At 48.6% G+C, this 25,492-nt stretch carries 25 protein-coding genes and 1 other annotated feature; of the genes, 1 reads left to right on the top strand and 24 read right to left on the bottom strand.

The genetic code is table 11. The features are described from left to right. Positions 1-102: 102 nt before the first annotated feature. The 4 genes from ACIFO6_RS15910 to lspA all read right to left on the bottom strand — a co-directional run bounded on the left by ACIFO6_RS15910 (position 103) and on the right by lspA (position 3,549). The gene (locus ACIFO6_RS15910; RefSeq protein WP_430041814.1) at positions 103-1,017 is read right to left on the bottom strand and encodes an aspartate carbamoyltransferase catalytic subunit; all 915 of its coding nucleotides are present in this window, start codon (positions 1,015-1,017) and stop codon (positions 103-105) included. Continuing rightward, positions 1,014-1,580 (bottom strand): bifunctional pyr operon transcriptional regulator/uracil phosphoribosyltransferase PyrR, encoded by a 567-nt coding sequence (gene pyrR, locus ACIFO6_RS15905; RefSeq protein ID WP_430041811.1) that lies wholly within the window; start codon positions 1,578-1,580, stop codon positions 1,014-1,016. Before pyrR ends, ACIFO6_RS15910 begins: the two co-directional genes overlap by 4 nt. A 504-nt stretch (positions 1,581-2,084) precedes the next feature. Then, entirely contained in the window at positions 2,085-3,056 is a 972-nt protein-coding gene (locus ACIFO6_RS15900; protein ID WP_025684629.1) for an RluA family pseudouridine synthase, read from the bottom strand. A gap of 1 nt (position 3,057) precedes the next feature. Next, positions 3,058-3,549: a signal peptidase II gene (gene lspA, locus ACIFO6_RS15895; protein ID WP_149093331.1), complete on the bottom strand. Its 492-nt coding sequence runs from the start codon at positions 3,547-3,549 to the stop codon at positions 3,058-3,060. A 236-nt stretch (positions 3,550-3,785) separates the two neighbouring features. On the opposite strand from lspA, the gene ACIFO6_RS15890 reads away from it, so the two are divergent. Beyond that, complete coding sequence (locus ACIFO6_RS15890) at positions 3,786-4,517, top strand: TraR/DksA C4-type zinc finger protein (protein ID WP_044648406.1); 732 nt, start codon at positions 3,786-3,788, stop codon at positions 4,515-4,517. Between the two features lie 31 nt (positions 4,518-4,548). On the opposite strand, the gene ACIFO6_RS15885 is transcribed toward ACIFO6_RS15890, so the two are convergent. The 20 genes from ACIFO6_RS15885 to murD all read right to left on the bottom strand — a co-directional run bounded on the left by ACIFO6_RS15885 (position 4,549) and on the right by murD (position 25,492). Continuing rightward, positions 4,549-4,944, bottom strand: coding sequence for a DUF5665 domain-containing protein (locus tag ACIFO6_RS15885; RefSeq protein ID WP_430041808.1), 396 nt, complete (start codon positions 4,942-4,944; stop codon positions 4,549-4,551). Between the two features lie 141 nt (positions 4,945-5,085). Next, positions 5,086-8,175 (bottom strand): isoleucine--tRNA ligase, encoded by a 3,090-nt coding sequence (gene ileS, locus ACIFO6_RS15880; protein ID WP_430041805.1) that lies wholly within the window; start codon positions 8,173-8,175, stop codon positions 5,086-5,088. A gap of 76 nt (positions 8,176-8,251) precedes the next feature. Further along, positions 8,252-8,539 (bottom strand) — a binding site (T-box leader). A gap of 164 nt (positions 8,540-8,703) precedes the next feature. Continuing rightward, positions 8,704-9,213: a DivIVA domain-containing protein gene (locus ACIFO6_RS15875; protein ID WP_014282424.1), complete on the bottom strand. Its 510-nt coding sequence runs from the start codon at positions 9,211-9,213 to the stop codon at positions 8,704-8,706. A gap of 171 nt (positions 9,214-9,384) precedes the next feature. Then, positions 9,385-10,167, bottom strand: a complete 783-nt coding sequence (locus tag ACIFO6_RS15870; protein ID WP_430041802.1) for an RNA-binding protein — start codon at positions 10,165-10,167, stop codon at positions 9,385-9,387. Between the two features lie 8 nt (positions 10,168-10,175). After that, a complete protein-coding gene (locus tag ACIFO6_RS15865) occupies positions 10,176-10,433 on the bottom strand; it encodes a YggT family protein (RefSeq protein WP_134913494.1) in 258 nt (85 codons plus the stop codon). Positions 10,434-10,440: 7 nt separating this feature from the next. Next, positions 10,441-10,893 carry a cell division protein SepF gene (locus ACIFO6_RS15860; RefSeq protein ID WP_025684635.1) on the bottom strand — a complete coding sequence of 151 codons (453 nt, stop codon included), beginning with the start codon at positions 10,891-10,893 and terminating at the stop codon, positions 10,441-10,443. Beyond that, the gene (locus tag ACIFO6_RS15855; protein WP_430041799.1) at positions 10,884-11,585 is read right to left on the bottom strand and encodes a YggS family pyridoxal phosphate-dependent enzyme; all 702 of its coding nucleotides are present in this window, start codon (positions 11,583-11,585) and stop codon (positions 10,884-10,886) included. The genes ACIFO6_RS15860 and ACIFO6_RS15855 overlap by 10 nt, the downstream gene beginning before the upstream one ends. Positions 11,586-11,593: 8 nt before the next feature. Next, positions 11,594-12,478 (bottom strand): peptidoglycan editing factor PgeF, encoded by an 885-nt coding sequence (gene pgeF / locus ACIFO6_RS15850; RefSeq protein WP_430041798.1) that lies wholly within the window; start codon positions 12,476-12,478, stop codon positions 11,594-11,596. Positions 12,479-12,574: 96 nt separating this feature from the next. Continuing rightward, entirely contained in the window at positions 12,575-12,913 is a 339-nt protein-coding gene (locus tag ACIFO6_RS15845; protein WP_430041797.1) for a YlmC/YmxH family sporulation protein, read from the bottom strand. Positions 12,914-13,037: 124 nt separating this feature from the next. Beyond that, positions 13,038-13,820, bottom strand: coding sequence for an RNA polymerase sporulation sigma factor SigG (gene sigG, locus ACIFO6_RS15840; protein WP_430041795.1), 783 nt, complete (start codon positions 13,818-13,820; stop codon positions 13,038-13,040). 96 nt (positions 13,821-13,916) lie between these two features. Then, positions 13,917-14,657 (bottom strand): RNA polymerase sporulation sigma factor SigE, encoded by a 741-nt coding sequence (sigE, locus tag ACIFO6_RS15835; protein WP_430041792.1) that lies wholly within the window; start codon positions 14,655-14,657, stop codon positions 13,917-13,919. A 1-nt stretch (position 14,658) separates the two neighbouring features. After that, complete coding sequence (spoIIGA, locus tag ACIFO6_RS15830) at positions 14,659-15,738, bottom strand: sigma-E processing peptidase SpoIIGA (protein ID WP_430041790.1); 1,080 nt, start codon at positions 15,736-15,738, stop codon at positions 14,659-14,661. A gap of 235 nt (positions 15,739-15,973) precedes the next feature. Further along, positions 15,974-17,098, bottom strand: a complete 1,125-nt coding sequence (ftsZ, locus tag ACIFO6_RS15825) for a cell division protein FtsZ (protein WP_430041789.1) — start codon at positions 17,096-17,098, stop codon at positions 15,974-15,976. A gap of 67 nt (positions 17,099-17,165) precedes the next feature. Continuing rightward, positions 17,166-18,434 (bottom strand): cell division protein FtsA, encoded by a 1,269-nt coding sequence (ftsA, locus tag ACIFO6_RS15820; RefSeq protein WP_430041787.1) that lies wholly within the window; start codon positions 18,432-18,434, stop codon positions 17,166-17,168. 199 nt (positions 18,435-18,633) lie between these two features. Further along, a complete protein-coding gene (locus ACIFO6_RS15815) occupies positions 18,634-19,398 on the bottom strand; it encodes a cell division protein FtsQ/DivIB (RefSeq protein WP_430041784.1) in 765 nt (254 codons plus the stop codon). Positions 19,399-19,454: 56 nt separating this feature from the next. Further along, positions 19,455-20,765, bottom strand: a complete 1,311-nt coding sequence (gene murA, locus ACIFO6_RS15810) for a UDP-N-acetylglucosamine 1-carboxyvinyltransferase (protein WP_430041783.1) — start codon at positions 20,763-20,765, stop codon at positions 19,455-19,457. Continuing rightward, the gene (murB, locus tag ACIFO6_RS15805) at positions 20,755-21,660 is read right to left on the bottom strand and encodes a UDP-N-acetylmuramate dehydrogenase (protein WP_430041781.1); all 906 of its coding nucleotides are present in this window, start codon (positions 21,658-21,660) and stop codon (positions 20,755-20,757) included. Before murB ends, murA begins: the two co-directional genes overlap by 11 nt. 147 nt (positions 21,661-21,807) lie before the next feature. Beyond that, positions 21,808-22,917, bottom strand: a complete 1,110-nt coding sequence (gene murG, locus ACIFO6_RS15800; RefSeq protein WP_430041779.1) for an undecaprenyldiphospho-muramoylpentapeptide beta-N-acetylglucosaminyltransferase — start codon at positions 22,915-22,917, stop codon at positions 21,808-21,810. A gap of 6 nt (positions 22,918-22,923) precedes the next feature. After that, complete coding sequence (gene spoVE, locus ACIFO6_RS15795) at positions 22,924-24,021, bottom strand: stage V sporulation protein E (RefSeq protein ID WP_430041778.1); 1,098 nt, start codon at positions 24,019-24,021, stop codon at positions 22,924-22,926. Positions 24,022-24,070: 49 nt separating this feature from the next. Beyond that, entirely contained in the window at positions 24,071-25,492 is a 1,422-nt protein-coding gene (gene murD, locus ACIFO6_RS15790; RefSeq protein WP_430041776.1) for a UDP-N-acetylmuramoyl-L-alanine--D-glutamate ligase, read from the bottom strand.

Raw genomic sequence — 25,492 nt, 5'->3', positions numbered from 1 at the left:
TAAAAGGTTCCTCCGCTCAGGTTTTCTGCAACTTTCGCCGCTGCTTGTTATGCTTTGCTTTAACCGTTACCAATGCTAATTCCGCGATCCTGCTGACAGTCTCTACAGCTTCATTGCCCGTTCCATTACCGCCATGCGGATTGGAACCCCGTTTGCCATCTGCGGGAAAATCCGTGATTGTTCGCTTTCCACAACTGCACTGTCGATTTCCACATTCCGGTTCACTGGAGCCGGATGCATAATGATCGTTCCGGGTTTAAGATTGGCTGCTCTTTGCTCTGTCAAGCCGTACTGCTCGCGGTACTCATCCGCTGAACGCAGCATCCCTTCGGCGTGCCGTTCCAGCTGTACCCGAAGCATCATAACTACGTCTGCCTGCAATGCCTCTTGCATCGGTACATAAGGCGCGTGCGCCGCAAGATCAGATGCCTGCATATTGTCCGGCGCGCAGAAGCTAACCTGGGCTCCAAATTTTTGCAAGGCCCACAGATTCGATCGAGCCACACGGCTGTGCAGAATGTCTCCAATGATGGATACTCGCAAGCCCTTTAGCTCGCCGAAAGTCTTGCGCATCGTGTACAGATCCAGCAACGCCTGCGTTGGATGCTCGTTGTTGCCATCACCGGCGTTCACCAGTGGGACACTGACCTTCTCAGCAAGCTCTTGCAGCACTCCGTCCGGCTTCAGCCGAATGACTCCTGCGTCGATGCCCATCGATTCAAGCGTGCGTACCGTGTCGTAGATGGATTCCCCTTTTTCTACACTGGAGGCCGCAGCGGAAAAGTTCAAAACCTGAGCGCCTAAGCGTTTTTCCGCCATTTCAAAAGAAAAGCGGGTGCGGGTGCTGTTTTCAAAAAACATGTTAGCCGCAAAGCGTGATTGTAGCACTGGAACCAGCTTTTCCGGCTGTGATTCCCAATAATGAGCGCGATCCAGAATCGACTCAATTTCATTTCGGCTAAGTTCTTTTAATCCGAGCAGGCTGCGTTCTCTAAGTTGACTGGTTGTTGTAATCATGCCTGTTCCCCCCGATTTTGATTGATCGTCACTTCGTCCTTACCGTCCGTCTCCTGAAGCGCAACTACGATTTCCTCGGATTTGGAGGTCGGGATGTTCTTGCCGATGTAATCTGGACGAATCGGAAGCTCACGGTGTCCGCGATCTGCCAGAACCGCCAGTTGGATCATTTGCGGTCTTCCGCAGTGCATCAATGCGTCCATCGCCGCGCGAATGGTACGGCCTGTGTACAGCACATCGTCGAAGAGAATGACTTTCTTATCATGAACCGATACGTCAGCGGGATTCATCAAAAGCTCTTTTCCATTTCCCTTGGCTTCGGCATTGTTCCCCCGGTCATCACGGTAAGCTGTGACATCCAGTTCCCCCCATGGAATCGGGGCGCCCTCAATTTCAGCGATTTTTGCAGCGAGACGCTGCGCCAGATGAACCCCTCGCGTTCGAATGCCTACCAGCACACAATTGTCAATGCCTTTGTTTTTTTCCAAAATTTCATGTGCAATCCGTGTCAAAGCCCGGCGAATCGCAATTTCATCCATCAGTACATGTGTTTCACTACTCATGCTTCCAGCCTCCTCAGGATATGTTCCCTTCAGACCTGGTCCCGTGTTCGGATACAAAAAAGACTCCTTGCCCAAGTTTGGCAAGGAGTCTCGTATGAACAGTCTTCCACCGTTCTCCGATCTCTCGGATACACTGAAGACATGCCGCCGCAGCGGATGCACTGATCAGTGATCCATTCACGTTACCTTGCCAGCCTCACGGGACTGATTTAAAGGTGCTATTCAGGATTTCCTTTATCCAGTTTCTCATAGTACAAGATAGCAAGCCATCTTGTGGACAAAGTTCATCACAACTACAAGAAGTATGACAGATTGAAAATCACGTGTCAACACCTGTTCAACCGGCGCCACCGGAAGCACTTAAATAATTATACAATTTTACTGTATAATTATCCATAGTTGTTTTTACATATACCATGACCAATAACAAAAATAACCGCCAATTAGGCGGTTATGCTTAATCATTATTCAGGTTTGTGAATATCGAATGTAATTTATCATTGTTTACCGACTGCGCAAGGATGCCAGTACATCTTCCATATCGGGAGGAATCGGTCTGCTGAACTCCATGTACTCTCCAGTGGTGGGATGCTTAAAGCCCAATACCGCGGCATGCAGTGCTTGGCCATCCATACGGACCCCTTTGCTACGTCCATACATCGGATCACCGACCAACGGGTGCCCAATAAATTTCATGTGCACACGGATTTGATGCGTACGCCCTGTTTCCAGTTGAAGTTCCAGCAAGGTATAATCTCCCAAACGCTCAATCACGAGAAAATGGGTAACTGCATGCTTGCTGTTGCGCTCTGTCACAGTGAACAATTTGCGGTCCCCCGAATCACGTCCGATGGGAGCATCTACCGTTCCCTGATCATGACTTAGATGGCCATGAACCAGCGCTATATATTTACGAGTGACACTGTGATCCTTAAGCTGCGCTGCGAGCGAGGCGTGAGCCTGATCATTTTTGGCTGCCATCAGCAGTCCTGATGTATCCTTATCAATACGATGGACGATACCAGGACGCAATTCACCGTTGATGCCGGAAAGATCATGACAGTGGTACATGAGTGCGTTGACCAATGTGCCCGAAGAGTGTCCTGGTGCAGGATGTACAACCAGACCACGTTGCTTGTTAATGACAATGACGTCCGAATCCTCGTAAACAACATCCAGCGGAATATTTTCCGGTACAATATCTACACTCTCCGGCTCAGGTACGGACAATGATATTCGATCACCTTCAGCCAGCTTGTAATTCGCTTTGATCGCTGTGCCGTTCACCAACACCCGACCGTTCCCGATCCACAGTTGAATCTGGGAACGGGACACATCCTTCATTTCTTCGGCGATATATTTGTCTATACGCGTTTTGGCATCCCCGGATTCCGCTGTCCATTCCAGAGATTCACCCTCCAGTTCGTCCTCATAAGACAAACCTGTGGCTTCGCCGTTTTCGTTTACTTCTTTCATGCTATGACTTCCCTTCAATGCTATCACTGCCATTATCTTTGTTCCGACGCGATTCCAGCAATGTATCCAAAATAATCAGTGCTACACCGATGACAATCGCCGAGTCTGCCACATTAAAAATCGGAAACGTATAGCTTCCAAAATTGAATTGAGCAAAATCAACCACTTCCCCTGAAATAGCCCGATCCAAAAAGTTACCGACCGCGCCTCCAAGGACCAAACTTAATGCAACTGGAAGCAATTTCTGCCCGGCCTTAACCGTCTTCCGCAAATACCATATGATACCGATCACCACCACAATCGTAATCACGATAAACAGCCAACGCTGGCCTTCCAAAATCCCAAAAGCGGCTCCTCGGTTACGATGGGACGTGATTAGAAAGAAATTGCCGATGACGGGTATTTGCTCGTACAATTCCATGCGCGTAGCCACCAAATATTTGACTCCCTGATCAATCAAAAAAATAATTAGCGCAATACCAAAATAAATCACAGTCCTTCGTCACTCCGATCTGCTTATATCCGTTGTCGAACCCATTTATTGTAGCATAAGCCTTCTCAGATCGTCCACGAATCCCCCAAGCTATTGAGCCTGAATTACGAATAAATAAACTCCAGCGCATTTGATCAGAATTTCCTATGTAAAAGAGGTCTTTCCGGTGCAAACTATAAGGAGCATAACCGACACAGCATACGCGCAGGTTAAACCTAGAATAAGGAGTGGATTCCATGTCCCCATTGACGGAGCAACAATTGCAGGGATTGCGTAACGAACTACTGGAACGTAAAAAGGAGATTGAGCATCGTTTGCAGGACAACGATCATTATGGACTCGGCGATTCCCAACGCGATCAGACCGGCGAACTTTCCCCTATTGATAATCATCCGGGTGATTTGGCTACCGAAACGTATGAGCGAGCCAAGGACATTTCCCTATTGGAGCACGACGAATTTCAATTAGAACGTATCGAATCAGCCTTAATGGCAATGGATAAGGGAACCTATGGCATTTGTGCAGCTAGCGGCAAACCGATTCCTTATGACCGTCTGCTAGCAGTTCCCTATACCATTTACTGCAAAGAATACAGCCCTGAAACAGAAGTTTCCAACCGACGCCCGGTGGAGGAGGAATTCCTCGCTCCCGCATTCGGCAGAACAAGTCTGGATGAGCGTGAAGATCAAAACGGCTTTGACGGCGAGGACGCCTGGCAAATCGTTGAAAGCTGGGGTACATCGAATACACCAGCCATGGCCGAAAGTGGAGAAATTCATAGCTACGACGATATGGAAATTGAGGCCAACGATGATAATATGGGCTTCGTAGAGCCTTACGAAAGCTTTGTAGCCACAGACATATATGGAAAAAATGTATCGGTTGTCCGCAGTTCCATTTATCAGCGTTATCTGGATGATGGTGAGGGCGAAGGTCTGCTGGAGCCAGATACGCACGAAGACGAATAGTTAAACCAAATCCTAACAGGTAAATAAGTAACTAGTAGGTGTTTAGCTGCAGTTGTCGTTGCACAATCCGTACAATATCAGCAATATAATCACCGATGATCGGCAAATTCAGCGCTCCCAACACTTGCAGCACATAGATAATGGTCGCCGCGAAAAAAGTAAACCCAAGCGCGATACCGAGTCCCCGAGACAGACCTGATATTAAGTTTAGCCAGAGCAATCGCCAAGGCCTGTTGAGCAACAGGGCATAATCAGCAATACGGCTGCGTTCCAACTGCTGCGACACGGAACGCACCAGCTTTTCTACACGGCTTAGCTGGTCTGCCTGATCACCTGCTGTGCCTAGATCTGTGACTACAGCCCCTGTACTTCCTCCGTTCATGCCTTGGCGGCTTCTGCCCTGTCTGCGCCTTGATCGTGCGGTCATGCACCATCCCCCTTTTCCCATGCTGCCCTGAACGCAGCAAACGAGCCGAGGCATGTAACGGAGATCATCCATCCGTTCCAATACCTAGGCTCGTTTTTTATATGCTGCCTGTTATTGTATTATGGGACAGGGGTCTTGTAATTATTCCCCAATATGCACGCCGATCGTTTTACCGTTCACTTCTACACGTTCCATAGGCTCGGCTTGACCAAATGTCACCGTCGTTACCAATACGTTTTCACGCAACACCGAATCGAAATTTTGAATCGCCTGATGTAGCTCACTATCTACATCCAGCATAAGTGCCACATGCTTTTCAATCGGCAGATCCAGCTTCTTACGGTAATCCTGCACCGCACGAACAACCTCACGTACCCAGCCCTCTTGCTCCAACTCAGGCGTAATGTCTGTGTTCAACGCTACGGTTAAACCATAGCCGGAAGCGGAAGCAAAGCCTTCCTTCGCTTTTTTCTCCACCAGTAATTCCTCGGCTGTAACCTGTAACTCTTCCCCTTCTGGAGAAGCCATGTTCAGCACTCCTTTTTCTACAACCGAACGCGTGTCCTCCACAGACATTCCTTTGAAAAAGTTTTGCAGGAAGCCGACATTTTTGCCGTATTTCTTGCCCGCTACCTTCAAATTCAGCTTCAGTGTGAAGTCTACAAAGCCGCTATCGTCCGTTTCAACATGAATATGTTTCACATTGATCTCATCCTTGATGATTTCCTCATAACCACTCAGCTCAAAATCCTGATCCATGGACAAAATCAATTCGGATAACGGCTGACGCGTTTTCAGCCCCGTTTCGTTACGGACATTGCGCGCCAGTTCTACTACGCGGCGAGCCGTCTCCATGTCACGTTCCAGTTCCAGATCAATCAGGGCTTCATTTGCAGTTGGATAATCATCCAGATGAACGCTTTCCCCGTTGCTCAGGTTCAAGTAAATATCCTCAGCCAGCATCGGTGTGAACGGCGCAAGCAGCTTCGCTGTCGTCAACAGCACCTCAGTCAGTGTACGGTACGCATCCAATTTATCTTCTGTAAGGCCATGGCCCCAGAATCGGTCGCGCGAACGGCGGATATACCAATTGCTCAGTTCATCCACGAACGACTCAATCGCTTTGGACGAATTCAGGAAGTCGTTTACTGCCAGCGCTTTGTCCACCACCAGAATCAAGCTGTTGAGGCGGGACAAAATCCAACGATCCAACTTGTGTGCTGATGGCTTGAACGGATGCTGCGCCGGATCATAACCGTCGATATCCGCATACAAAGTCAGGAAAGCGTGTGTATTTACGAGCGTATCTACCAGCTTCGATTTGGCTTCGCCTACAATGCCCTTGGAAAAACGTTTGCTATTCCACGGTGCACTATCGGACAACAAAGCCCAACGGAAAGCATCTGTACCGTACTCGTCAATCACTTCCCATGGATCAATCACATTTCCCTTGGATTTGGACATTTTCTGCCCCTGCTCATCCAGTACGTGACCTGTCGCCATAACTGCTTTGTAAGGAGCTTTGCCCGTCAGCATGGTCGAAACCGCAAGCAAGCTATAGAACCAGCCACGAGTCTGGTCAATACCTTCACAGATCATGTCTGCCGGGAATTGCTGCTCGAATGTTTCATTATTTTCAAATGGATAATGATGTTGGGCAAATGGCATGGAGCCGCTATCGAACCATACGTCGATCACTTCCGGTGTACGGGTCATTTCGTATTTGCCGCATGTACTGCGAACCTTGATTTCATCCACATATGGCTTGTGCAGCTCAATATCGGCTGGTACGTCACCAATCGCACGTTCCCGCAGTTCAGCAATACTATGCGGAGCGAACTGCTCTCCGGTTTCTTCACAAACCCAGATATTCAGCGGTGTGCCCCAATAGCGATCACGGCTGATGTTCCAGTCCACCAATTCCTCCAAAAACTTGCCGAAGCGTCCTTCGCGTATATGACCCGGATACCATTCAACTTCGTTGTTGTTGGCAATCAGTTGATCCTTGATGGCGGTTGTTTTGATAAACCAGCTATCCATGGCGTAGTACAATAGCGGAGTATCACAGCGCCAGCAGAACGGATAGCTATGCTCGTATTTTTCCTTGCTGTACAGCAAGCCTTTTTCCGACAGCATTTTAACAATATCCACATCACAGTCCTTCACAAAACGGCCTGCAAAATCAGTGATTTCCTCTACATAGTTACCCTGGAGATCCACCACATTGATGAATCCAACGCCATTTTCACGACATACCCGGTAATCATCTTCACCATGCGCCGGAGCCATATGAACAATACCTGTACCGCTGGAGTCCGTTACGAACTTCGCACCCAGAATCTGATTACCCTTCTCGACTTGGAAATACGTAAATGGCGGAGTATACGATTGACCTACCAATTCCGAACCCAGCAGCGTGCCAATCACTTCATGATCGCCTTTAATCACGTCTTCGACGAGGTTTTTGGCAACGATATATACACCGTCTTCCTGTTTTACACGAGCGTATTCCAGATCAGGATTGACGGCAAGTGCCACGTGACTCGGTAAAGTCCAAGGTGTTGTCGTCCATGCCAGCACATATTCACCACTACTATGGAGCTTGAATTTGGCCGTGGCACTCAGGTCTTTTACGTCTTTGTAGCCCTGTGCCACTTCATGGGAACTCAGCGTTGTCTGACAATCCGGACAATACGGACTTACGCGATGACCGCGATACAGCAGATCCTTTTCGTGAATTGTCGCCAGAATGTTCCACACACTCTCGATATAATTATTATCTAGCGTGATGTATGGATGATCGAGGTCTGTCCAGTAGCCGATGGCTTCGGTCAGATCACGCCATTGCTGCTCATACTCAAACACGCTGGCTTTACATTTTTTGATAAACTTTTCAACGCCATATTCCTCAATTTCAGGCTTATGGGAAATGCCCAATTGCTTCTGTACACCCAATTCTACCGGTAGCCCATGGGTATCCCAACCTGCCTTGCGTACGACACGGTACCCCTTCATCGTTTGGTAACGGCCGACAAAATCCTTAATTACACGCCCCAGCATGTGACCGATATGCGGTTTACCATTAGCTGTTGGCGGGCCTTCATAAAATACAAAGTTTGGTTTTCCCTCACGATGCGTGATGGTTTTGCGGAACGTGTCCTCCCGCTTCCATTTGCTCAGGATGCGCAGGTCGCGGGACCGTGCCTTTTCTTTGACATCTACTCTGTTCATAATGTCATTCTTCCTCTCTGTTCATCAGTTTCTGTAGGATTCTCTGAAAAAAAGCAACAAAAAAGCCCCGTCCCTGTAAAGGGACAAGACTGTGCTCGCGTTACCACCCTGATTCCGTAAACAGACCATTTTCAAAAAGACTGGTCCCGTCACGGCTCTCCGAGCCCTACTCAACTACAGCAGGGCGCCATTGTAACGTATGGCATACGGTGATAGCTTACACACGCTGGATAAAACTCAAGCGCTTCAGCTCACTTCTCAGGGAGGATCTTCGGTCATGTTCTGAACGTTGGCTTGCACCGGAAAAAGGCCAACTCTCTGAGGGACAAAAACATGACGTACTCGTTCCCATCAACGAATTCCAAATGTTAAATTCATCGGGAAATTAAATCAGCAGCTTCGCTGCCCTGAATAACAACCCATTACCCAACGGATAACGTGATATCCAGTATAGTATTTCAGTTATAGCCTCTTTGAAGATAAAAGTCAACCCTGAAGAGACCCAATCATCGCTGTCAGAAATGACGATTAATAAATCTCTTTCATTTCACGCTCGCGCTCCAGCACTTCGCGTTCACGATTTTCAAGCGCTTCCCATCCGTCCTGACTTAACAAGTCAAGCTGCGCCTCCACCAATGTACGAAAACGTGCCCGGTAAATCGAAGCCTGCTTCTTCAGTTCCTCGACCTCCAACGCAATTTTGCGGGATTTGGACAACGCTTCATTCACAATGCGGTCCGCATTTTTTTCCGCTTCCTTCACGATGAGCTGCGACTCTTTCTTGGCATTGTTACGGACTTCATCAGCCGCTTCTTGCGCCACGATAATCGTCTTGCTCAGCGTATCCTCAATGGTCGAAAAATGATCGAGCTTTTCCTGAACATTCAACAGCTGTGTACTCAGTTCTTTATTTTCACGGATAACGCCCTCGTAATCCTTGATCACCTGATCCAAAAATTCATTGACCTGATCTTCGTCATAACCGCGAAGCCGGCGGGCAAATTCCTTGTTATGTATATCCAATGGTGTTAATGGCATGCCGTCCACCTCCTATAAGATTGACAAAAAAACATTTTCCGCGTCACGACGCTCACTATCATCTATCGGTCATCATACCCCGTTTTGTGAATGCTGTACAGAGCAAAATCGTTCCAGTTCTTCGCTATAGCTTAATTCTTTCGACAGAAAGCTCGTGAATCCTGCCTCCAGCTATATAAACTTGCCAATTTTGACACGGAATCTTCCTTTTTTTGTCACACCGTCTGTTTCCAGCACTTTGAAACGCCCAAATCCCTGCATGGAAATAATGTCCCCCGCCTTAAGTGAAGTGGATGGATTCTCCTCCACCTTCCAATTTACCTTGCACCGTCCGGCCCGGATCGGTGTTAAGATCTTGCTGCGGCTCAGCTTATACACATCACTGGCAATGCCGTCCAGACGCAAAGATGCCACCGTCAGGTCCAGCGGCTCTAATGCAACATCCTTCGTCCGCAGATTTTCTGGAGGCAACAGTTCGGTCCACACATGAACACGATGAACCTGCTGTAAATGCATCGTAATAAAATCGCTGATCTCTGAAGCCACCAATACATGGCACCCGTCGTCCAGCACATGAATATCCCCTATTTTTTCACGCTTGATTCCAAGTCCCAATATCGCACCCAAGTAATCACCGTGCTCCAACGTATTCATTTTATGATCATCGGACGTGACGGAAAGAACCTGAATCCCCATATTCTCCTCGTCCAAATACGAATAATCGGGCGCAATCAGCGCCCGCTTTCGTTCCGATGCCTCATAACCGCCATCTACCCTAATCGTGACCTTGTCTTCCTTCGAAGCAAGCGTCTCCAATATGTACAGTTGACGCGGGTCCAAAAAATCAGTCAGCTTCTTCTCATGATAAGCCCCCGCATGACTGATCCATTCGGAAGCGCGATCTACATAATCCCGTTCATCCGGGTGAAAATGCTCATAAATCTCAGTTCGCATAAGCCCTCCTAGACGAAATTGCGAATTAAAGACATCAAACCGTACGACGCAAAACGCAGAGCAATCAGCGCAACGATGGGTGAAATATCAATCATCCCGAAGATTGGCGGTATAAATCTGCGAAAAGGAGACAAATACGGCTCCACAAACTTGGCAAGTAAATCACCGATTACACTTTCTCTTGCATTAGGAAGCCATGACATCAGGACATATGCAATGATCATGTAAGAATAAATCTGAAATAGCCAACCGATTACCTCGATCAAGAAAAGCTCACCTCATTCTGTTAAGTTCTTGTTCAGTGTCAGCTAGTATTTCCGTAATGGAGCCTTGAATTTCAACCGTATCCGGTGTACACAGGAAAATATTATTGCCCACCTTGGAAATCCCCCCGCCCAACGCATATACAGTACCACTTAAAAAATCAATGATTCGCAGCGCCTGATCCTTACGGATGCGTTGCAAATTGACCACGACTGTACGATGGGAACGAATGTGGTCGGCGATTTCCTGTGCTTCATCATAAGAACGCGGCTCATACAGGACAACTTTCACATTTTTCTGTGAATGGATGCTGACAACATTATTGCCCTTCTGGTTCTTACGTTTATCAAAGCTTGGGGTTTCAATTTCTTGATCTTCCGGCGTATTCATAACCTCTCGCTCTACAACTTCCTCTTCTTCCTGAAGTCCCAGGAAGTTCATGAACTTATTCATTACGCCCAATGGAAATCCTCCTCTCGTCCGACCAGTACAGAACCAAGCCGTAACCAGGTCGCTCCTTCTTCAACCGCCACCTCAAAATCATTAGACATGCCCATCGACAGGTGAACAATAGGTTCTCTCGTTAAAGCTTGTCCATTTAACGCATCACGCAGTTCACGTAGCCCCCGAAATACAGGCCGGGTATTCTCCGGGTCTTCCTCATGGGGAGCCATTGTCATCAAGCCGATCACGTCCACATGCTCCAGATCGCGAATTTGTTTCAGAAAAGGTACCACCGCCTCAGAAGAAAGGCCATATTTCGAAGTCTCCCCTGAAATATTAACTTGCACAAAGGCTTTGATCCTTAGTCCAAGAACAGCCGCCTTCTTATCCAATTCCTGAGCCAGCGACAACCGATCAAGCGAATGTATAAATTCAAATTTTCCAATGACATCTTTAACCTTATTCGTTTGCAGATGACCGATAAAATGCCATGTTCCCTGGTCACCCAGCTTACTCCATTTATCCGCAGCATCCTGCCAGCGATTTTCGCCAACATGCTCCAAGCCATTGTCCAATACAGATGCCATCGCCGCTGCTGAAACATATTTCGTGACAGCGATCACATTTACCTCTTCACGCGAACGTCCGCTGCGGGCACATGCCGCTTCCACACGGGCGTTCACTTCTTTAATTCGTTCCTCCAAAGACACGGGAGGACTCACCTCTCTTCCAGACCAATCCAGCTCGCCATTCTCCCTGTGACGCCGCCTTCCTTGCGATACGAAAAAAACAAATCGCTGCGGCTACTCGTGCATAAGGTAGTACATTCGATACGGCTCGGCAATATTCCTGCTTTCATCATAATGTGTCGATTGCATTGTTTCAAGTCAAGGAGCGCTTTTCCGCCGCCTAACGGGAAATAGACAGTACCTTCCCATTTATCATTACCCGGGCAATCATGCTCCAAAACCCGAATTTGGCTCATAACATGCTCATCCACCTCGTATGACTCAGAACCAATGGAAGGGCCAATGGCTGCAAGCAAATCGGACGGCTGAGATCCATATTCGGTCTGCATCATTTGCACCATTTTCAGCGCAATCTCCGCAACTGTTCCTTTCCAGCCCGCATGCGCCAGCCCAACCACACGCCGCACCGGATCACAAAAATATAACGGCACGCAATCCGCATAAAAGGATGTCAGTAAAATGCCTGGTACATCGGTCAACAGTCCGTCTGTATCCTGAAAAGCAGATGCACGATCCGCAAAGCCGCGCCCGCGATCAGCAGCCTTTACAACAGCAACGTGATTACCATGTACCTGCTCTCCACAGGTCCAGGCTTCAGGCACAAATCCGAGCTGCTTCGCAATAAGCTGCCGATTGCGAATAACTTTCTCCGGGTCATCCCCTACATGAAACGCACAATTCAGACTTTCGTAAGGCACTTCACCGACACCGCCATGGCGTCCGGTAAAACCTGCTGTCAATCCGCGAACCTGTTTCACCCAGGATTGAATATATAACAACTCCGGCAAAGGATGCGTGCCATCTGTCGTTGACGCAACACCCGTTGCCCCGGTATTCACTACAAACGGTTCCATTCATTCTCACCTCTATTGCCCAGTGTACCAAAAAGCCGCCGCCGTGTCTTCACATAGCTGTCAAATGTACATATACCTTAAGCTCAAAATCACTGTTCAAAATCCCCGTCGATCATTTCGTTCCTGGCGCTCAATATATAATTTTTCCTCAACATCACCCTGCGGCTCATGCAGTCCCTCCAATCGTACAAGTACCACATCCGAGCCAATTTTCACAATGTTGCGCCAAGGAATGACCAGTTCACTTCCCCCTCCAAACCAGCCCATAAAACGGCTGCTGCCAGGGACAACAATGGCCTCGATTTTGCCCTGTCGTACATCAATCTCCAAATCACTGATTTGTCCCAATCGTCGCCCATCTACAATGTTAATGACATCCTTTGTTTGAAACTCGGAAATTTTCATGGCCCTTACCGACGTTTCCGGTGTACTCACACGCATCACATCCTTTATTTCACTATATGAGCGAGAGAACCCAAAAAATGTCCTTTAAACGCAAAAACGATCCACAAAGGATCGTTTTTATCGGTATGCCCTCCAAGCTGCTCTTCCCTTAAAACTAAGACTTCACATGCTTTTGCATTTGCTGTATAGCCGACTTCTCTAATCTCGAAACCTGGGCTTGAGAGATACCGATTTCGTCGGCAACCTCCATCTGCGTCTTTCCTTCATAAAAACGCATGGACAATATCATCTTTTCACGCTGGCCCAGGCGATGCATCGCTTCCCGCAGAGCGATTTCCTCAATCCATGAGACGTCCTTATTTCTGTCATCACTGATCTGATCCATCACATAGATTGGGTCGCCCCCGTCGTGATATATCGGCTCGAACAGCGAAACCGGGTCCTGAATCGCATCTAATGCGAACACAACATCTTCCTTAGGCACGTTCAGCGCCTCAGAAATTTCCAAAATCGTCGGTTCCCGCGAATTCAGATTTGTCAGACTATCCCGCACTTGAAGCGCCTTATATGCAATATCTCGCAGCGAACGGGATACACGGATCGGATTGTTGTCCCGCAAATACCGGCGTATCTCACCGATAATCATTGGCACCGCATAAGTGGAAAACTTCACGTTTTGCGAAAGGTCAAAATTATCAATCGCCTTCATCAGGCCAATGCATCCTACCTGAAACAAATCGTCAACAAACTCTCCCCGATTGTTAAAGCGCTGAATCACACTCAGGACGAGCCGTAAATTGCCGTTAACCAATTTTTCTCTGGCTGATCGTTCATTATTTTGCTGAAGTGATGTGAACAGCTCGCGCATTACCGCATTGGTTAGCACCGGCAGTTTGGCGGTATCCACACCGCAAATTTCCACTTTGTTTCGGGTCATCGTGTCTTACCTCCCAAGGAGCAACATTAATGTACATTATCTCCTGAGGGTGTTTTTTTATTCGCCGTTTCCATCGCTTCCGAATATACCCAAGCATCACACCATTTTGTTGAACTCTTTCCGTAAGCGCTTTATAATACGTTTTTCCAGACGCGAAATATAGGATTGCGAGATGCCTAACAGGTCAGCAACATCCTTCTGTGTCTTCTCTTCCCCGTCCTGCAAGCCAAAACGCAGCTCCATAATCAGACGTTCCCGATCCGTCAGCTTATCCAGCGCCTTATGCAATAATTTGCGGTCCACCTGCTCCTCAATATTGCGGTAAATGGTATCATTTTCCGTCCCCATCACATCGGAAAGCAGCAACTCATTCCCATCCCAATCAATATTCAAAGGCTCGTCAAAAGAAACTTCCGTTCTTGTTTTACTATTTCGGCGCAAATACATTAAAATTTCATTTTCGATGCATCGGGAAGCATAGGTAGCGAGCTTGATTTTTTTCTCGGGATCAAAGGTGTTAACTGCCTTGATAAGTCCAATCGCCCCTATAGATACGAGATCCTCAATATTGATTCCTGTGTTCTCAAACTTACGCGCAATGTACACCACCAGCCGCAAATTCCGTTCAATCAACATGGAGCGTACTGCTGCATCACCGGAAGAGAGTTTTCCAAGCAAATACTCTTCCTCATCCCTCGTCAGCGGCGGGGGGAGCGCCTCGCTGCCGCCGATATAATAAATCTCTTCACTTTTTAACCCGAATAAAAATAAAATACGATAATATTGCAGCTGTAAAGTAAACCTGATTTTCATCTTGAATTTCATCTGTTCCCGCATGTCATTCTCCCCCTTCTGAAAATGGTGTAAAATCTCGTTGCGTCCCTTCGTCCGTTACAGCAATAGCCTGATTGCCTTCAGACCTGATCGTGTGTCCACGACCATAGTCCTGCGCTTCAAAGCATATTTCTTCCTGCTTCTGATTCGTCTCAGCAGCCCCCTCTGCGTGTGCCGTCACATCTGGATGAATGATCGCGCGGTATTTTCCCTCTGCTGACAGCTTTCCCCCATCCAAGCCGATCAGCACCCGATGATGCACATAACGAGCCCCATTCATCACCACCTCTACGCGATCCGGTTTGAGTGCGAGCATAAAGGAGTGGTTATGGTTAATGCCACGATATGGAACGAGACGAACTCGATCCTGCCATTTAAACGATTCGTCTCCCAACTCCATCACCAGTTGATCCACATTTCCCTCAGATAGCTTGTGGAGCCAGGAAGAGGGTAAATATGCATCCCACAAGGCAGCCTCCATGACCATCACCGGTGTCCGGGTCAATGGATCATGAAGTTGGTTCCCCGTATCCAACAAGCCTGTACACTCAATATGATCCTGTCCGATCCATACCTGTACCTCACCCAGAAATCCACTCATCCTTTCTGCGCGATGCTTTGAAGATTGCACAATGCGAAAGAAAAGCATCACTCCGCCAAATGCGCATAAGATAAACCAGAATGCAATTTTCAGCTCAAAGGACATTCCACCTGAAGCCGTGTACCAGATGCCATTAAACAATTCCCCCGTGCTCTGGAGTAAATAATGCATCCCCAGAATTCCTCCCGCTGCTACAAAATTGATCATATAAAAAGCACCCATCGTACGAAGATACTTTTGCATGCTGCCAAATCCAAAAGCCACCAACAGCATAATGACCGATAATGCCAGCTTAATCAGGAATGTAAATAAAAAGGACAGCTCCGGCACAAACATCATGACCACATACATCGCACCAATAACAGCCGAAGCAAGCAGCCGCCACCACACCGGACGAACTTTTCTCATCCAGGCGGTAGCCATCAGCAATACAGCATCAATGAACAAATTGACCAAAAAAATGAAGTCGATGTAAACAACCAAAGGTTCACCCGCCCAGCGTTTGCAGGATAGGCTTAAGTATAGTAGTCATGCTGTTCAAAGTCTGTCTAACGATGGGGACGGTGATCGACTAATTTTGTCGGAAAGGGGGGAAGATCGGAAAACGGTAAAAAAGGAAGTTATTACAACTAAATCAACCAACGAATCGAATTACGAGATACAGAAAATAGAAAGAAGCCCGCATCTCCAAGGAGAACACGGGCTAACTGATTTCAATCTAGTTATCGTTATTATTATTGCGTGAACGGTTACGTAAAAATGTCGGAATATCGAGTTGATCACTGCTCTGAGTGTTTCCGAATGGCCGCAAGTTAGGAGAACCCTTTTCCGCCGATTCAGGTGCAGCCGGGTTGGTAGCTGGTTTACGCCCCGGTGCCGGTTGGCTTGGTTTACCTTCAAAGCCAGTTGCAATGACGGTAACCTTAATCTCTTCTTTCAACTCTTCGTCAATGATGGCACCAAAGATCATGTTGACCTCTGGATCGGAAGCCGAGGTTACAATTTCAGCTGCTTCATTCACTTCGTATAAAGACAGATTGTTGCCGCCTGTGATGTTCATAATCACACCCCGAGCGCCTTCAATGGATGTTTCCAACAACGGGCTCATGATAGCCTTGCGTGCTGCTTCAGCCGCCCGATTCTCACCAGTTGCTTCGCCAATTCCCATCAAGGCGGAGCCACGCTCCGTCATAATCGTTTTCACGTCAGCAAAGTCGAGGTTGATCAAACCCGGTACAGCGATCAAATCAGAAATACCTTGTACCGCCTGACGAAGAACATTGTCCGCTTCGCGGAATGCTTCCAGCATTGGGGTCTTTTTATCCACAATTTCGAGCAGGCGATCATTTGGGATAACAATCAAAGTGTCTACCTTTTCTTTTAATCCCTCAATGCCCAGCTCGGCTTGATTGGAGCGCTTACGCCCTTCAAATGTGAATGGTCGTGTTACAACACCTACAGTCAGCGCGCCGCATTCCTTGGCGATTTCAGCAATGACAGGAGCTGCACCAGTACCTGTACCGCCACCCATTCCCGCCGTCACGAATACCATATCCGCACCTTTGAGTGTGTTCATAATGAGTTCACGCGACTCCTCAGCCGCTTTTTTACCCACATCCGGATTAGCTCCGGCACCCAAGCCGCGAGTCAGCTTATCACCAATTTGAAGCTTATGCTCAGACTTCGCTAAATGAAGCGCCTGAGCATCTGTGTTGACGGTGATAAACTCCACACCCTGAACACCATTTTCGATCATTCGGTTAACCGCATTGCTGCCGCCGCCTCCGACGCCGATCACTTTAATTTGAGCCAAGCTCTCCATTTCAAAATCAAATTCCAACATACTATTCCATCTCCCCCTCAATGTGCATGGATGGCCCGTCCATGATTGGCATAATTAGCAATGAGCGTTATATAAACTCACTGAACATGTTTTTTAAGCGTTCAATCAACCCCTGCTTTTGCTCGCCTTCCGCAACGGGACTGCTCTTGGTTCGGTTGGTCGGCTTCTTGGAACTTCCACCGCTGCTGCTAACGCTGGTCGATCTTCCGCGATAGTAGCGAATGGCATTATGCAAGATGCCGACTCCGCTTGTGTAACCAGGATCCCTTACACCGATAAAGTCCGGTACGGCGATCCTTACAGAAGCGGCCAGTTCGCTTTGTGCCACCTGAAGTACACCAGGCATGGAGACGGTGCCTCCGGTAAGTATATAACCCCCCGGAAGCTCCGTGTAACCCAAGCGCTTAACTTCCACCTGAATGAGTTGAAAAATTTCCTGCACCCTCGGCTCAATAATGGCAGCCAAGTCCTGCTGATTGAATTCCTTATCGACATTACTGCCGATACGGGTCACTTTAAAGACGACATCGGCTGCCGCATCATCATACCATGCGCAACCGTATTTTAGCTTTACTTTTTCAGCTTGATCGGTAAGGGTTCTCAGTCCGTAGGCAATGTCATTGGTTACAAATTCTCCGCCGATGGGAAGTGTAGATGTGGCAACAATCGTTCCTTCCTGGAAGATAGCAACATTTGTAGAGCCTGCACCAATATCCACCAGCACCGAACCCATCACCTTTTCATCCTTCGAAAGTGACAATTGTCCGGCGCCCAGAGGCAGCAGCACCAAATCTTTGATCCTCAAGCCGCCCTTCTCAACGCAGCGCAACAGATTATGTATCGGCGTCTTGCCTCCCGTAACAATCGTAGCCTCTACTTCCAGACGAACTCCGATCATACCGCGAGGATCTTGAATACCTTCAAGGCCATCCACGACATACTGCTTGGCCACCACGTCAATAATTTCTCTCTCTGGTGGTACTGCAATAACTTCAGCTGCCTTGAGCACACGCTCAATGTCCTCCTCACCGATTTCACGGTCCTCGTTGGACACGGCTACTACGCCATGACTATTTTGCAGGCCAATATGGTTGCCTGAAATCCCCACATACACTTCTGTTATTTGAATACCAACCATGCGCTCTGCGTGATCCACGGCGTTACGGATTGATTGCACGGTTTGATCAATGTCTACAATTGCACCTTTGCGAATCCCTTCCGAGTCGGCAGATCCAACTCCAATAATATTAAAGGTTCCATTGTTCATTTCCCCAATAATAGCCCGAACTTTGGATGTACCGATGTCCAAACTAACAATGATGTCATTGTTGCTCAAGTCTGTGGCACCTCCTGACTCCAAAATGAATTTCGTTCTTTGAACACACTCTGTACATATTCAACATACTCCATGCTTTCCCTCTTTTTTCTACAAATTTTTTAGAAGCCAATTTATGGTTGCAGTCACATAAAAATTTGAAGAAAAAAGAAGGAGGCAAGTCTATTACCCATAAAATCAATTCTAGCATTTTTTCACATCACTGAGTAGTATCTTTTTCTTGGGGCTCTTTGCTCGTATCCTGTTTGAACGGAACGTAGGAATCTGCCTGCAGCATTGTGATTAAACCAGGCTCTTCTGTTTCCAGCACCTGATTCAAATAACTGATTTTAGAGCTCAGCAGAGAAACCGTCGTAATAACCTCAAATTGAGAGCGTGTATACATTTTGATGCGGTCTGGAAAAGAGGGTATCGGCGCGGGAATGATTTCCGATATGTCGGCTGTCCATTCCCCCGGAATCCGAGATAACGCATCACATAGCTTTGCTTTGTAGGGATCATCCGATTTCCATTTGGTTAAAATAGGCTTCTCAACCGCAATTCCGCTACTGCCCACGCCTACGCTGGTTCCATTCGCAAGAATGGCGCGCAGGCTCCCATCACTCTGCAACTCGTAAGCAACTGTAGCAAACTCTTTAATATGAACAGCAATGACTCCCGGAAACTGCTTGTCCACCGTTACTTGTTGAATCGACTGAATCTCTCGCAGCTTCTCGGAAATGCCCGAAGAACTGACTCCGAAATACTGATCACCGATAGCCAGACCACTTCGATTAAGCAACTGTTCCTGGGTCGAAAATACATTGCCGTCAAAACGGATTTCAGAAACCCGGCTTAATGAGGAACGGAAAAAGAGAACAGCAAGCAGTACGATAAACAACAAAATGAGGAGGATGGCAATCTTCCGACTTGTTCTTTTCTTCATTCTGTTCTGTTTAAGAACAGGTATTTGGGCGTTTGGCATAGCTTCTCTCCACAAAAGCCTTTGGTCCCTCCGCTAACGGAGGGACATTACAGGCATTAATTTACGAAATCCAACTGCTCCGGCACCGGAGACTGACGATTCATTCGGGCACCCAGTCCCTGGAAAAGACGCTCGATCCGGTCATACCCTCTGTCAATATGGTGTACCTGCTCGACAATGGTAAGTCCTTGAGCGGCCAGACCCGCTATAACCAGCGCAGCCCCTGCTCGAAGATCGGTAGCCTCTACCGTGGCCCCGTACAAACGGGGAACTCCCCGTATAAAAGCTGCATTCGCATCAACCGTAATATCGGCACCCATCACATTCAATTCATCCACATGTTTGAATCGGCTTTCGAAGACCGTCTCTTTCATCACACTAAAGCCATCTGCCAGAGAAAGCAGAACCATGACTTGAGACTGCAAGTCCGTCGGAAAAGACGGGTAAGGGGAGGTAACAATCCTCTCCACTGCTTTGGGGCGGCTCATGCAGCTTACGGTCATTATATCATTCAAGATACCGATTTGAACACCAGCCCGCCTGAGGACGTGAATCAGAGCGGACAAATGGGAGGGATTACAATGTGTCAACGACACACTGCCGCGCGTGGCCGCAGCCGCAATCATAACGGTCCCAGCTACGATGCGATCGGGAATAACTTCATACGTACACGGATTCAAACAGTTGACTCCCGTAATCGTAATCGTATCCGTCCCCGCTCCGATAATACGAGCTCCCATCGCATTCAGGAAGTTTTGAAGATCCTGAATCTCAGGTTCCCTCGCTGCGTTGGTAATCGTCGTTCGTCCTTCAGCCAACGCAGCGGCCATCATAATATTTTCGGTGGCCCCTACGCTCGGGAAATCCAAATGGATATCCGTTCCAGTCAACTTGCGAGCACGAAACGTAATTTGTTCTTCTTTTTCCACGATCTCCGCTCCAAGAGCCTTCAGACCCTCCAAGTGAAGATCAATTTTGCGCTCGCCTATGGCACAGCCTCCCGGCTGGTAAATGGAAACTTCTCCATATCTGGCGAGCAGCGGTCCCATCAGAAAGATAGACGAGCGCATCTGCTTCATCAAATCTTCCGGAATCTGGAACGTTCGGACGGACGACGTATCCACGTATACCGTTTCCTCTTCATGTCGGCATGTACAGCCAAGTCTCTCAAGGATGTGCAGCATGACCTTAATGTCTAATAGATGGGGCACATTCCGAATTTCTACTTTTCCTTGTGCAAGCAAGCTTGCCGCAAGAATCGGTAGTGCCGCGTTTTTTGCCCCATGGATACGTATGGTGCCTGACAAGGGACGGCCTCCCTCAATCACCAATTTGTCCAATGTATCACCTCCGAGTTTACCGCTCACCCACTACGAAAACCTCCGGAACTAGCTTGATGCCGGTTTGAGATGATATTGTACTTTGAATATGCTTCATTAGGGTAAGCACGTCCTCTGCTGTCGCTTGACCGGTATTAACAATGAAATTGGCATGCTGTACAGAAACCTCAGCGCCTCCCGCTTTTAAGCCCTTGAGACCTGCGTTTTCAATGAGCCGTGCCGCATAGTCTCCTGGAGGATTGCGAAACACACTTCCGGCACAAGCCAGCTGTAACGGCTGAGTCAGCCTACGACGATCTTTGAAAGCCGCAAGAGCCGCCGAAATTTCCTCACGGTTGCCCTGCTTCATCCGAAACACCGCCTCTGTCACCATTCCACGCTGCTCATGAAGCACGGAGTGACGATAGCTGAAATGCATTTGTTCGGCATCATACACAGCCAATTCCCCTGTATCCAGCACAATCTCAGCGGACTGGAATATTTGTGACACATCAGACCCATGGGCACCGGCGTTCATGTAAACAGCCCCGCCAACCGATCCCGGGATACCTCCCGCAAATTCGAGGCCAGATAGCGCCTGCTTGCTGGCCATAACACACAGTTTGACTAGTGACACGCCTCCACCGACGACGATCCGTTCATCTTCAAAACGGACATAGTCAAATCCCGGTCCCAGCTTGATCACGAGGCCCCGGATTCCTTTATCGGAAACAAGCATGTTCGAGCCCCGTCCCAACTGCATCCACGGAATTCCGTGCTCGCCAGCCAGCCGCAGTAAAGTTGCTAGCTGCTCCTTGGTATCCGGGATGACAAGAGCATCCGCCGGACCTCCAATCTTCCATGTCGTATATTTGGAAAGCGGCTCATGCTCCAGCACTTTTCCGATATCATGCTCCGCTAATAATGGCATCCATTGCTGCATTTGTACTGAAACCTCCTTGTTGCTTGCCCCGCATGGTTGTATGGCTCTCACCTGACAACCGGCAGCCTGAGTGATGGTCACAATGTATAGGGTATCTTATGTCAATACCATCCGGTGTGTGACAACCGCCCAGTCTGCGCTGCGGTTCTAACTTTTACGGGCAAGACGCTCCATTTCTTTTACTAAAATATCAGCTGAATCAGGCTTGCCCAGCGCTGACGCTGATTCAGCCATCCGGCTACGCAATGCCTCATCCTCCATAATCCCCGCAATAGATTGAAACAAGGACGCTCCAGTCAAGTCCTTCTCCACAATCATGACAGAAGCCCCTGCCTTTTTGAGTGTACGGGCGTTGGCCTCCTGATGGTTGTTCGTCACATTGGGGGATGGAATTAGAATGGATGGAATACCCAACGATGTGATTTCAGCCAAGAAGGACGCCCCAGCGCGATTAACGATTAAAGAGGTACAAGCCAGCACCTCTGGCATATTGTGAATATAGGGAAGCACATGCAGATGATTGGGTAGTGAGCCGATCTGATCCCGTATGCTGTCCAACGTCTGCTCATAGTAAGATTCACCAGTCACATATACAAAATGGACGTCTTTCAGTTGGGAAAGTTGCGGAGCCATTGCAATCATGGCATCATTAATGGCCTTTGCTCCCCTGCTGCCACCGACCACAAGCACGACCGAGCTGTTCATTGGAACCCCGATGGTAGCAAAGCCCCGGTCCCGGTTAGCCTGACGAACTGTTGTAGCGCGTGGATTCCCGGTGTACAGTACATTTTTGGCTTTGGGGAAAGCTCCTTCCGAGCCCTCAAAGCTGACGGCCACCGTATCCACGTAACGGCTCAGAAACGCATTGGTCAATCCCGGGATTGCATTTTGCTCATGAATAATACTGGGTATCCCCAACTTGGAAGCAGCGTAGACGACAGGGCCGCATACATACCCCCCGGTGCCAATGACGATGTCTGGCTTGAATTTTTTCAATAATGCTTTGGATCTGCGAACCCCTTTGAAGAAACGAATGATCGTTTTTATATTTTCCACAGACAAGCTGCGACGAAATCCTGTAATATCAATAGCCTCAAACGGAATTTTTTCCTGAGGAACCAGCTTGCTTTCCAGTCCCCGCTGACCGCCAATGTATAAAAATTCAGCGTCCGGATCAATCTCTTCGCACTGTCTGGCTACGGCCAACGCCGGATAAATGTGCCCTCCGGTACCGCCGCCGCTCAACACGACGCGCATAAACGTTCACCTCGCATAACGTGATAAATTTAGTAAAATGCCCAGCGCTGTTAGCATCAACGTCAGAGAAGAGCCTCCATAGCTTATTAAGGGCAGTGTTATTCCTGTCACCGGCATTAAGCCGATTACGACACCTATGTTAATGACCACCTGTACGGCAACCATTCCCACAATGCCTACAGCAAGCAAACTGCCGTAAGTATCCGGGATGGTAATAGCGATGCGCATTCCTCTCCACACGAGAACCAGAAAGAGCGCCAGCACAGTCATTCCACCGATAAAGCCAAGCTCCTCCGCCAAAATTGAAAAAATAAAGTCCGTCTGCGGCTCGGGAACATAGCTGTATTTTTGGCGGCTCATGCCAAGCCCCAAGCCTGCCAGCCCACCAGGTCCAATGGCATACAGCGATTGAATAATTTGATAGCCTGCGCCAAGCGGATCGGACCACGGGTCCAAAAACGCAGTGACCCGCTGGAGCCGATAAGGGGCTGCCGCAATCAGGGCCGCAAATCCCGCCGCTCCCGTTAATGCCAGCAAGCCCAGATGCTTCATGCGTGCGCCTGCCGTAAATACGATTAGCATGGACGCCCCCATCATCACCGTGCCTGTACCCAAATCGGGCTGGAGCATAATCAGGCCAAAGGCCAGTCCCATAAGTCCAAGCGGGGGCAACAGGCCGCGAGTAAAGGAATTAATATCATAATCCGGGCGGCTGAGCCAGCGGGCGAGAAAAAGAATCATGCCCAGCTTCATAAACTCGGATGGCTGAATGCCAAAAGAGCTGATACCGAGCCAGCTTCGTGCCCCGCCTCTTACTACACCAATGCCTGGAATGAGGACAGCAACCAGCAACGCGAGACAAATCAGCAACACGACCTTGGCATACTTCTTCCAGATCCGATAGTCTGTTCGGGCAGTGAAGTACATCGCCACAAGACCTAATCCGGCGAACAGCAACTGCCGCTTTACAAAATAGTAGGAGTCCCCATACTCGTGAAAAGCGAGGACGGCGCCCGCACTGTATACCATAACCATGCCGATGGCTAACAAGCTCATAATACAGACGAAAAGCCATATATCCGGCGCTGGACGAGACTGCTTCATCAGGAGGCCACCCCTTGCATAAAAGTAGGGGCTTATCCAACCCCCCTACTTACAATTTATGCGCCGCCTCTTTAAAAATACGTCCACGCTCTTCATAGGACCGGAACATATCCCAGCTTGCACACGCGGGTGAGAGCAATACAACATCTCCCAGCTCAGCGAGTTTAGCTGCCTTGTTCACAGCCTCCACGAGCGTAGCGGCGGCGTCCTCCCCATTATCGACGACCTCGACACGCTCTATTCCGGCCTGACGTGCCCGGTCTGCAAGCTTATGCCTAGTCTCACCCAGCAGCACAACAGCCTTCACACCCTCCTGCAAGGAGGGTACAAGCTCGGCATAATCCGAACCACGATCCAGTCCTCCAGCTATTAGTACAATGGGTTGCTTGAAGGAAGACAACGCCATCATCGTCGCCTTGGAATTGGTGGCTTTGGAATTGTTGTAATAAGCTGCTCCGGCATGTTCTCCAACATATTCGAGCCGATGCTCCACTCCACGAAAAGCGCTGAGCGGTTCAGCCAATCCAGACGGTTCCGCTCCTGCTGCAATAGCAATTGCGCAAGCGGCGAGGGCATTTTCCACATTAAAGCGGCCCGGAAGGCCAATTTCGGCCACGCCTATAATTGGATGCACCACACCACTGGCATCGCGATATACGATGCTTCGTTCAATGTCATCCGTCACATCCGGTATGTATGGCGGGTCAGCGAACAACCCTTCCTGCAAACGTTCTGTCATCGAGAACGGAAGCAGCTTCGCTGTGATATAGGGCACAAGCTCACGGCAAACAGGATCATCCCAGTTCAATACCGCAGTATCAGCCACCGTTTGATTGGCAAACAAACGCGCCTTGGACGCAACATAGTCCTTCATATCACCATGATAGTCCAGATGGGTTTCAGCCACGTTCAGCAAGCAGGCTACAGCAGGTTTAAAATCCTTTGTTCCTTTTAACTGAAAACTGCTCAGTTCAACCACCATCCACTCGTCCGACCTAGCATCCACAGCGGCCTCACATAATGGTGTGCCGATATTGCCAGCCACGATCGGCTTCATGCCGGATGCCTCTAACAGCTTACCCACCCAAGTGGTTGTAGTCGTTTTCCCATTCGAGCCAGTAATCCCAATCATCGGCGCTTTGCATAGATGATAGGCGACCTCGACCTCGGTCACGACCTCAATGCCCAGTTCGATAGCTTTCTGCACTGGTGGGGCCGTATAAGGAATACCCGGGTTTTTGACAACCAGCTTCACTCCCGGGTGAATTAGCCCTTCCGGGTGACTGCCGCATAAAACGGAAATTCCCAAAGCCTCTAATTCAGAAGCTTCGGGACATTGTTCCCTGTCTTTTTTATCATTGACTATCAGCTTGGCCCCGGCCTGATGCAGTACCTTGGCGACTTGCACGCCACTTTTAGCCAGGCCTATAATGACGACCTCTTGATCTCGGTATGTGTCTGGATGGTTCAT

Source organism: Paenibacillus sp. NRS-1781 (assembly GCF_050467745.1).
In the GTDB taxonomy this organism is placed as follows: domain Bacteria; phylum Bacillota; class Bacilli; order Paenibacillales; family Paenibacillaceae; genus Paenibacillus; species Paenibacillus terrae_A.
Note: the sequence above shows the minus strand (reverse complement) of the source record. Positions and strands in the feature narration are given on the sequence as shown.

Bases quoted from the DNA above. Each gene is read 5' to 3' on its own strand.
- ACIFO6_RS15910 (WP_430041814.1), bottom strand. From the start codon at position 1,017: ATGATTACAACAACCAGTCAACTTAGAGAACGCAGCCTGCTCGGATTA.
- pyrR (WP_430041811.1), bottom strand. From the start codon at position 1,580: ATGAGTAGTGAAACACATGTACTGATGGATGAAATTGCGATTCGCCGG.
- ACIFO6_RS15900 (WP_025684629.1), bottom strand. From the start codon at position 3,056: ATGAAAGAAGTAAACGAAAACGGCGAAGCCACAGGTTTGTCTTATGAG.
- ACIFO6_RS15890 (WP_044648406.1), top strand. From the start codon at position 3,786: ATGTCCCCATTGACGGAGCAACAATTGCAGGGATTGCGTAACGAACTA.
- ACIFO6_RS15885 (WP_430041808.1), bottom strand. From the start codon at position 4,944: ATGACCGCACGATCAAGGCGCAGACAGGGCAGAAGCCGCCAAGGCATG.
- ileS (WP_430041805.1), bottom strand. From the start codon at position 8,175: ATGAACAGAGTAGATGTCAAAGAAAAGGCACGGTCCCGCGACCTGCGC.
- ACIFO6_RS15875 (WP_014282424.1), bottom strand. From the start codon at position 9,213: ATGCCATTAACACCATTGGATATACATAACAAGGAATTTGCCCGCCGG.
- ACIFO6_RS15870 (WP_430041802.1), bottom strand. From the start codon at position 10,167: ATGCGAACTGAGATTTATGAGCATTTTCACCCGGATGAACGGGATTAT.
- pgeF (WP_430041798.1), bottom strand. From the start codon at position 12,478: ATGGAACCGTTTGTAGTGAATACCGGGGCAACGGGTGTTGCGTCAACG.
- sigG (WP_430041795.1), bottom strand. From the start codon at position 13,820: ATGACCCGAAACAAAGTGGAAATTTGCGGTGTGGATACCGCCAAACTG.
- sigE (WP_430041792.1), bottom strand. From the start codon at position 14,657: ATGCGGGAACAGATGAAATTCAAGATGAAAATCAGGTTTACTTTACAG.
- ftsZ (WP_430041789.1), bottom strand. From the start codon at position 17,098: ATGTTGGAATTTGATTTTGAAATGGAGAGCTTGGCTCAAATTAAAGTG.
- ACIFO6_RS15815 (WP_430041784.1), bottom strand. From the start codon at position 19,398: ATGCCAAACGCCCAAATACCTGTTCTTAAACAGAACAGAATGAAGAAA.
- murB (WP_430041781.1), bottom strand. From the start codon at position 21,660: ATGCAGCAATGGATGCCATTATTAGCGGAGCATGATATCGGAAAAGTG.
- murG (WP_430041779.1), bottom strand. From the start codon at position 22,917: ATGCGCGTCGTGTTGAGCGGCGGCGGTACCGGAGGGCACATTTATCCG.
- spoVE (WP_430041778.1), bottom strand. From the start codon at position 24,021: ATGAAGCAGTCTCGTCCAGCGCCGGATATATGGCTTTTCGTCTGTATT.
- murD (WP_430041776.1), bottom strand. From the start codon at position 25,492: ATGAACCATCCAGACACATACCGAGATCAAGAGGTCGTCATTATAGGC.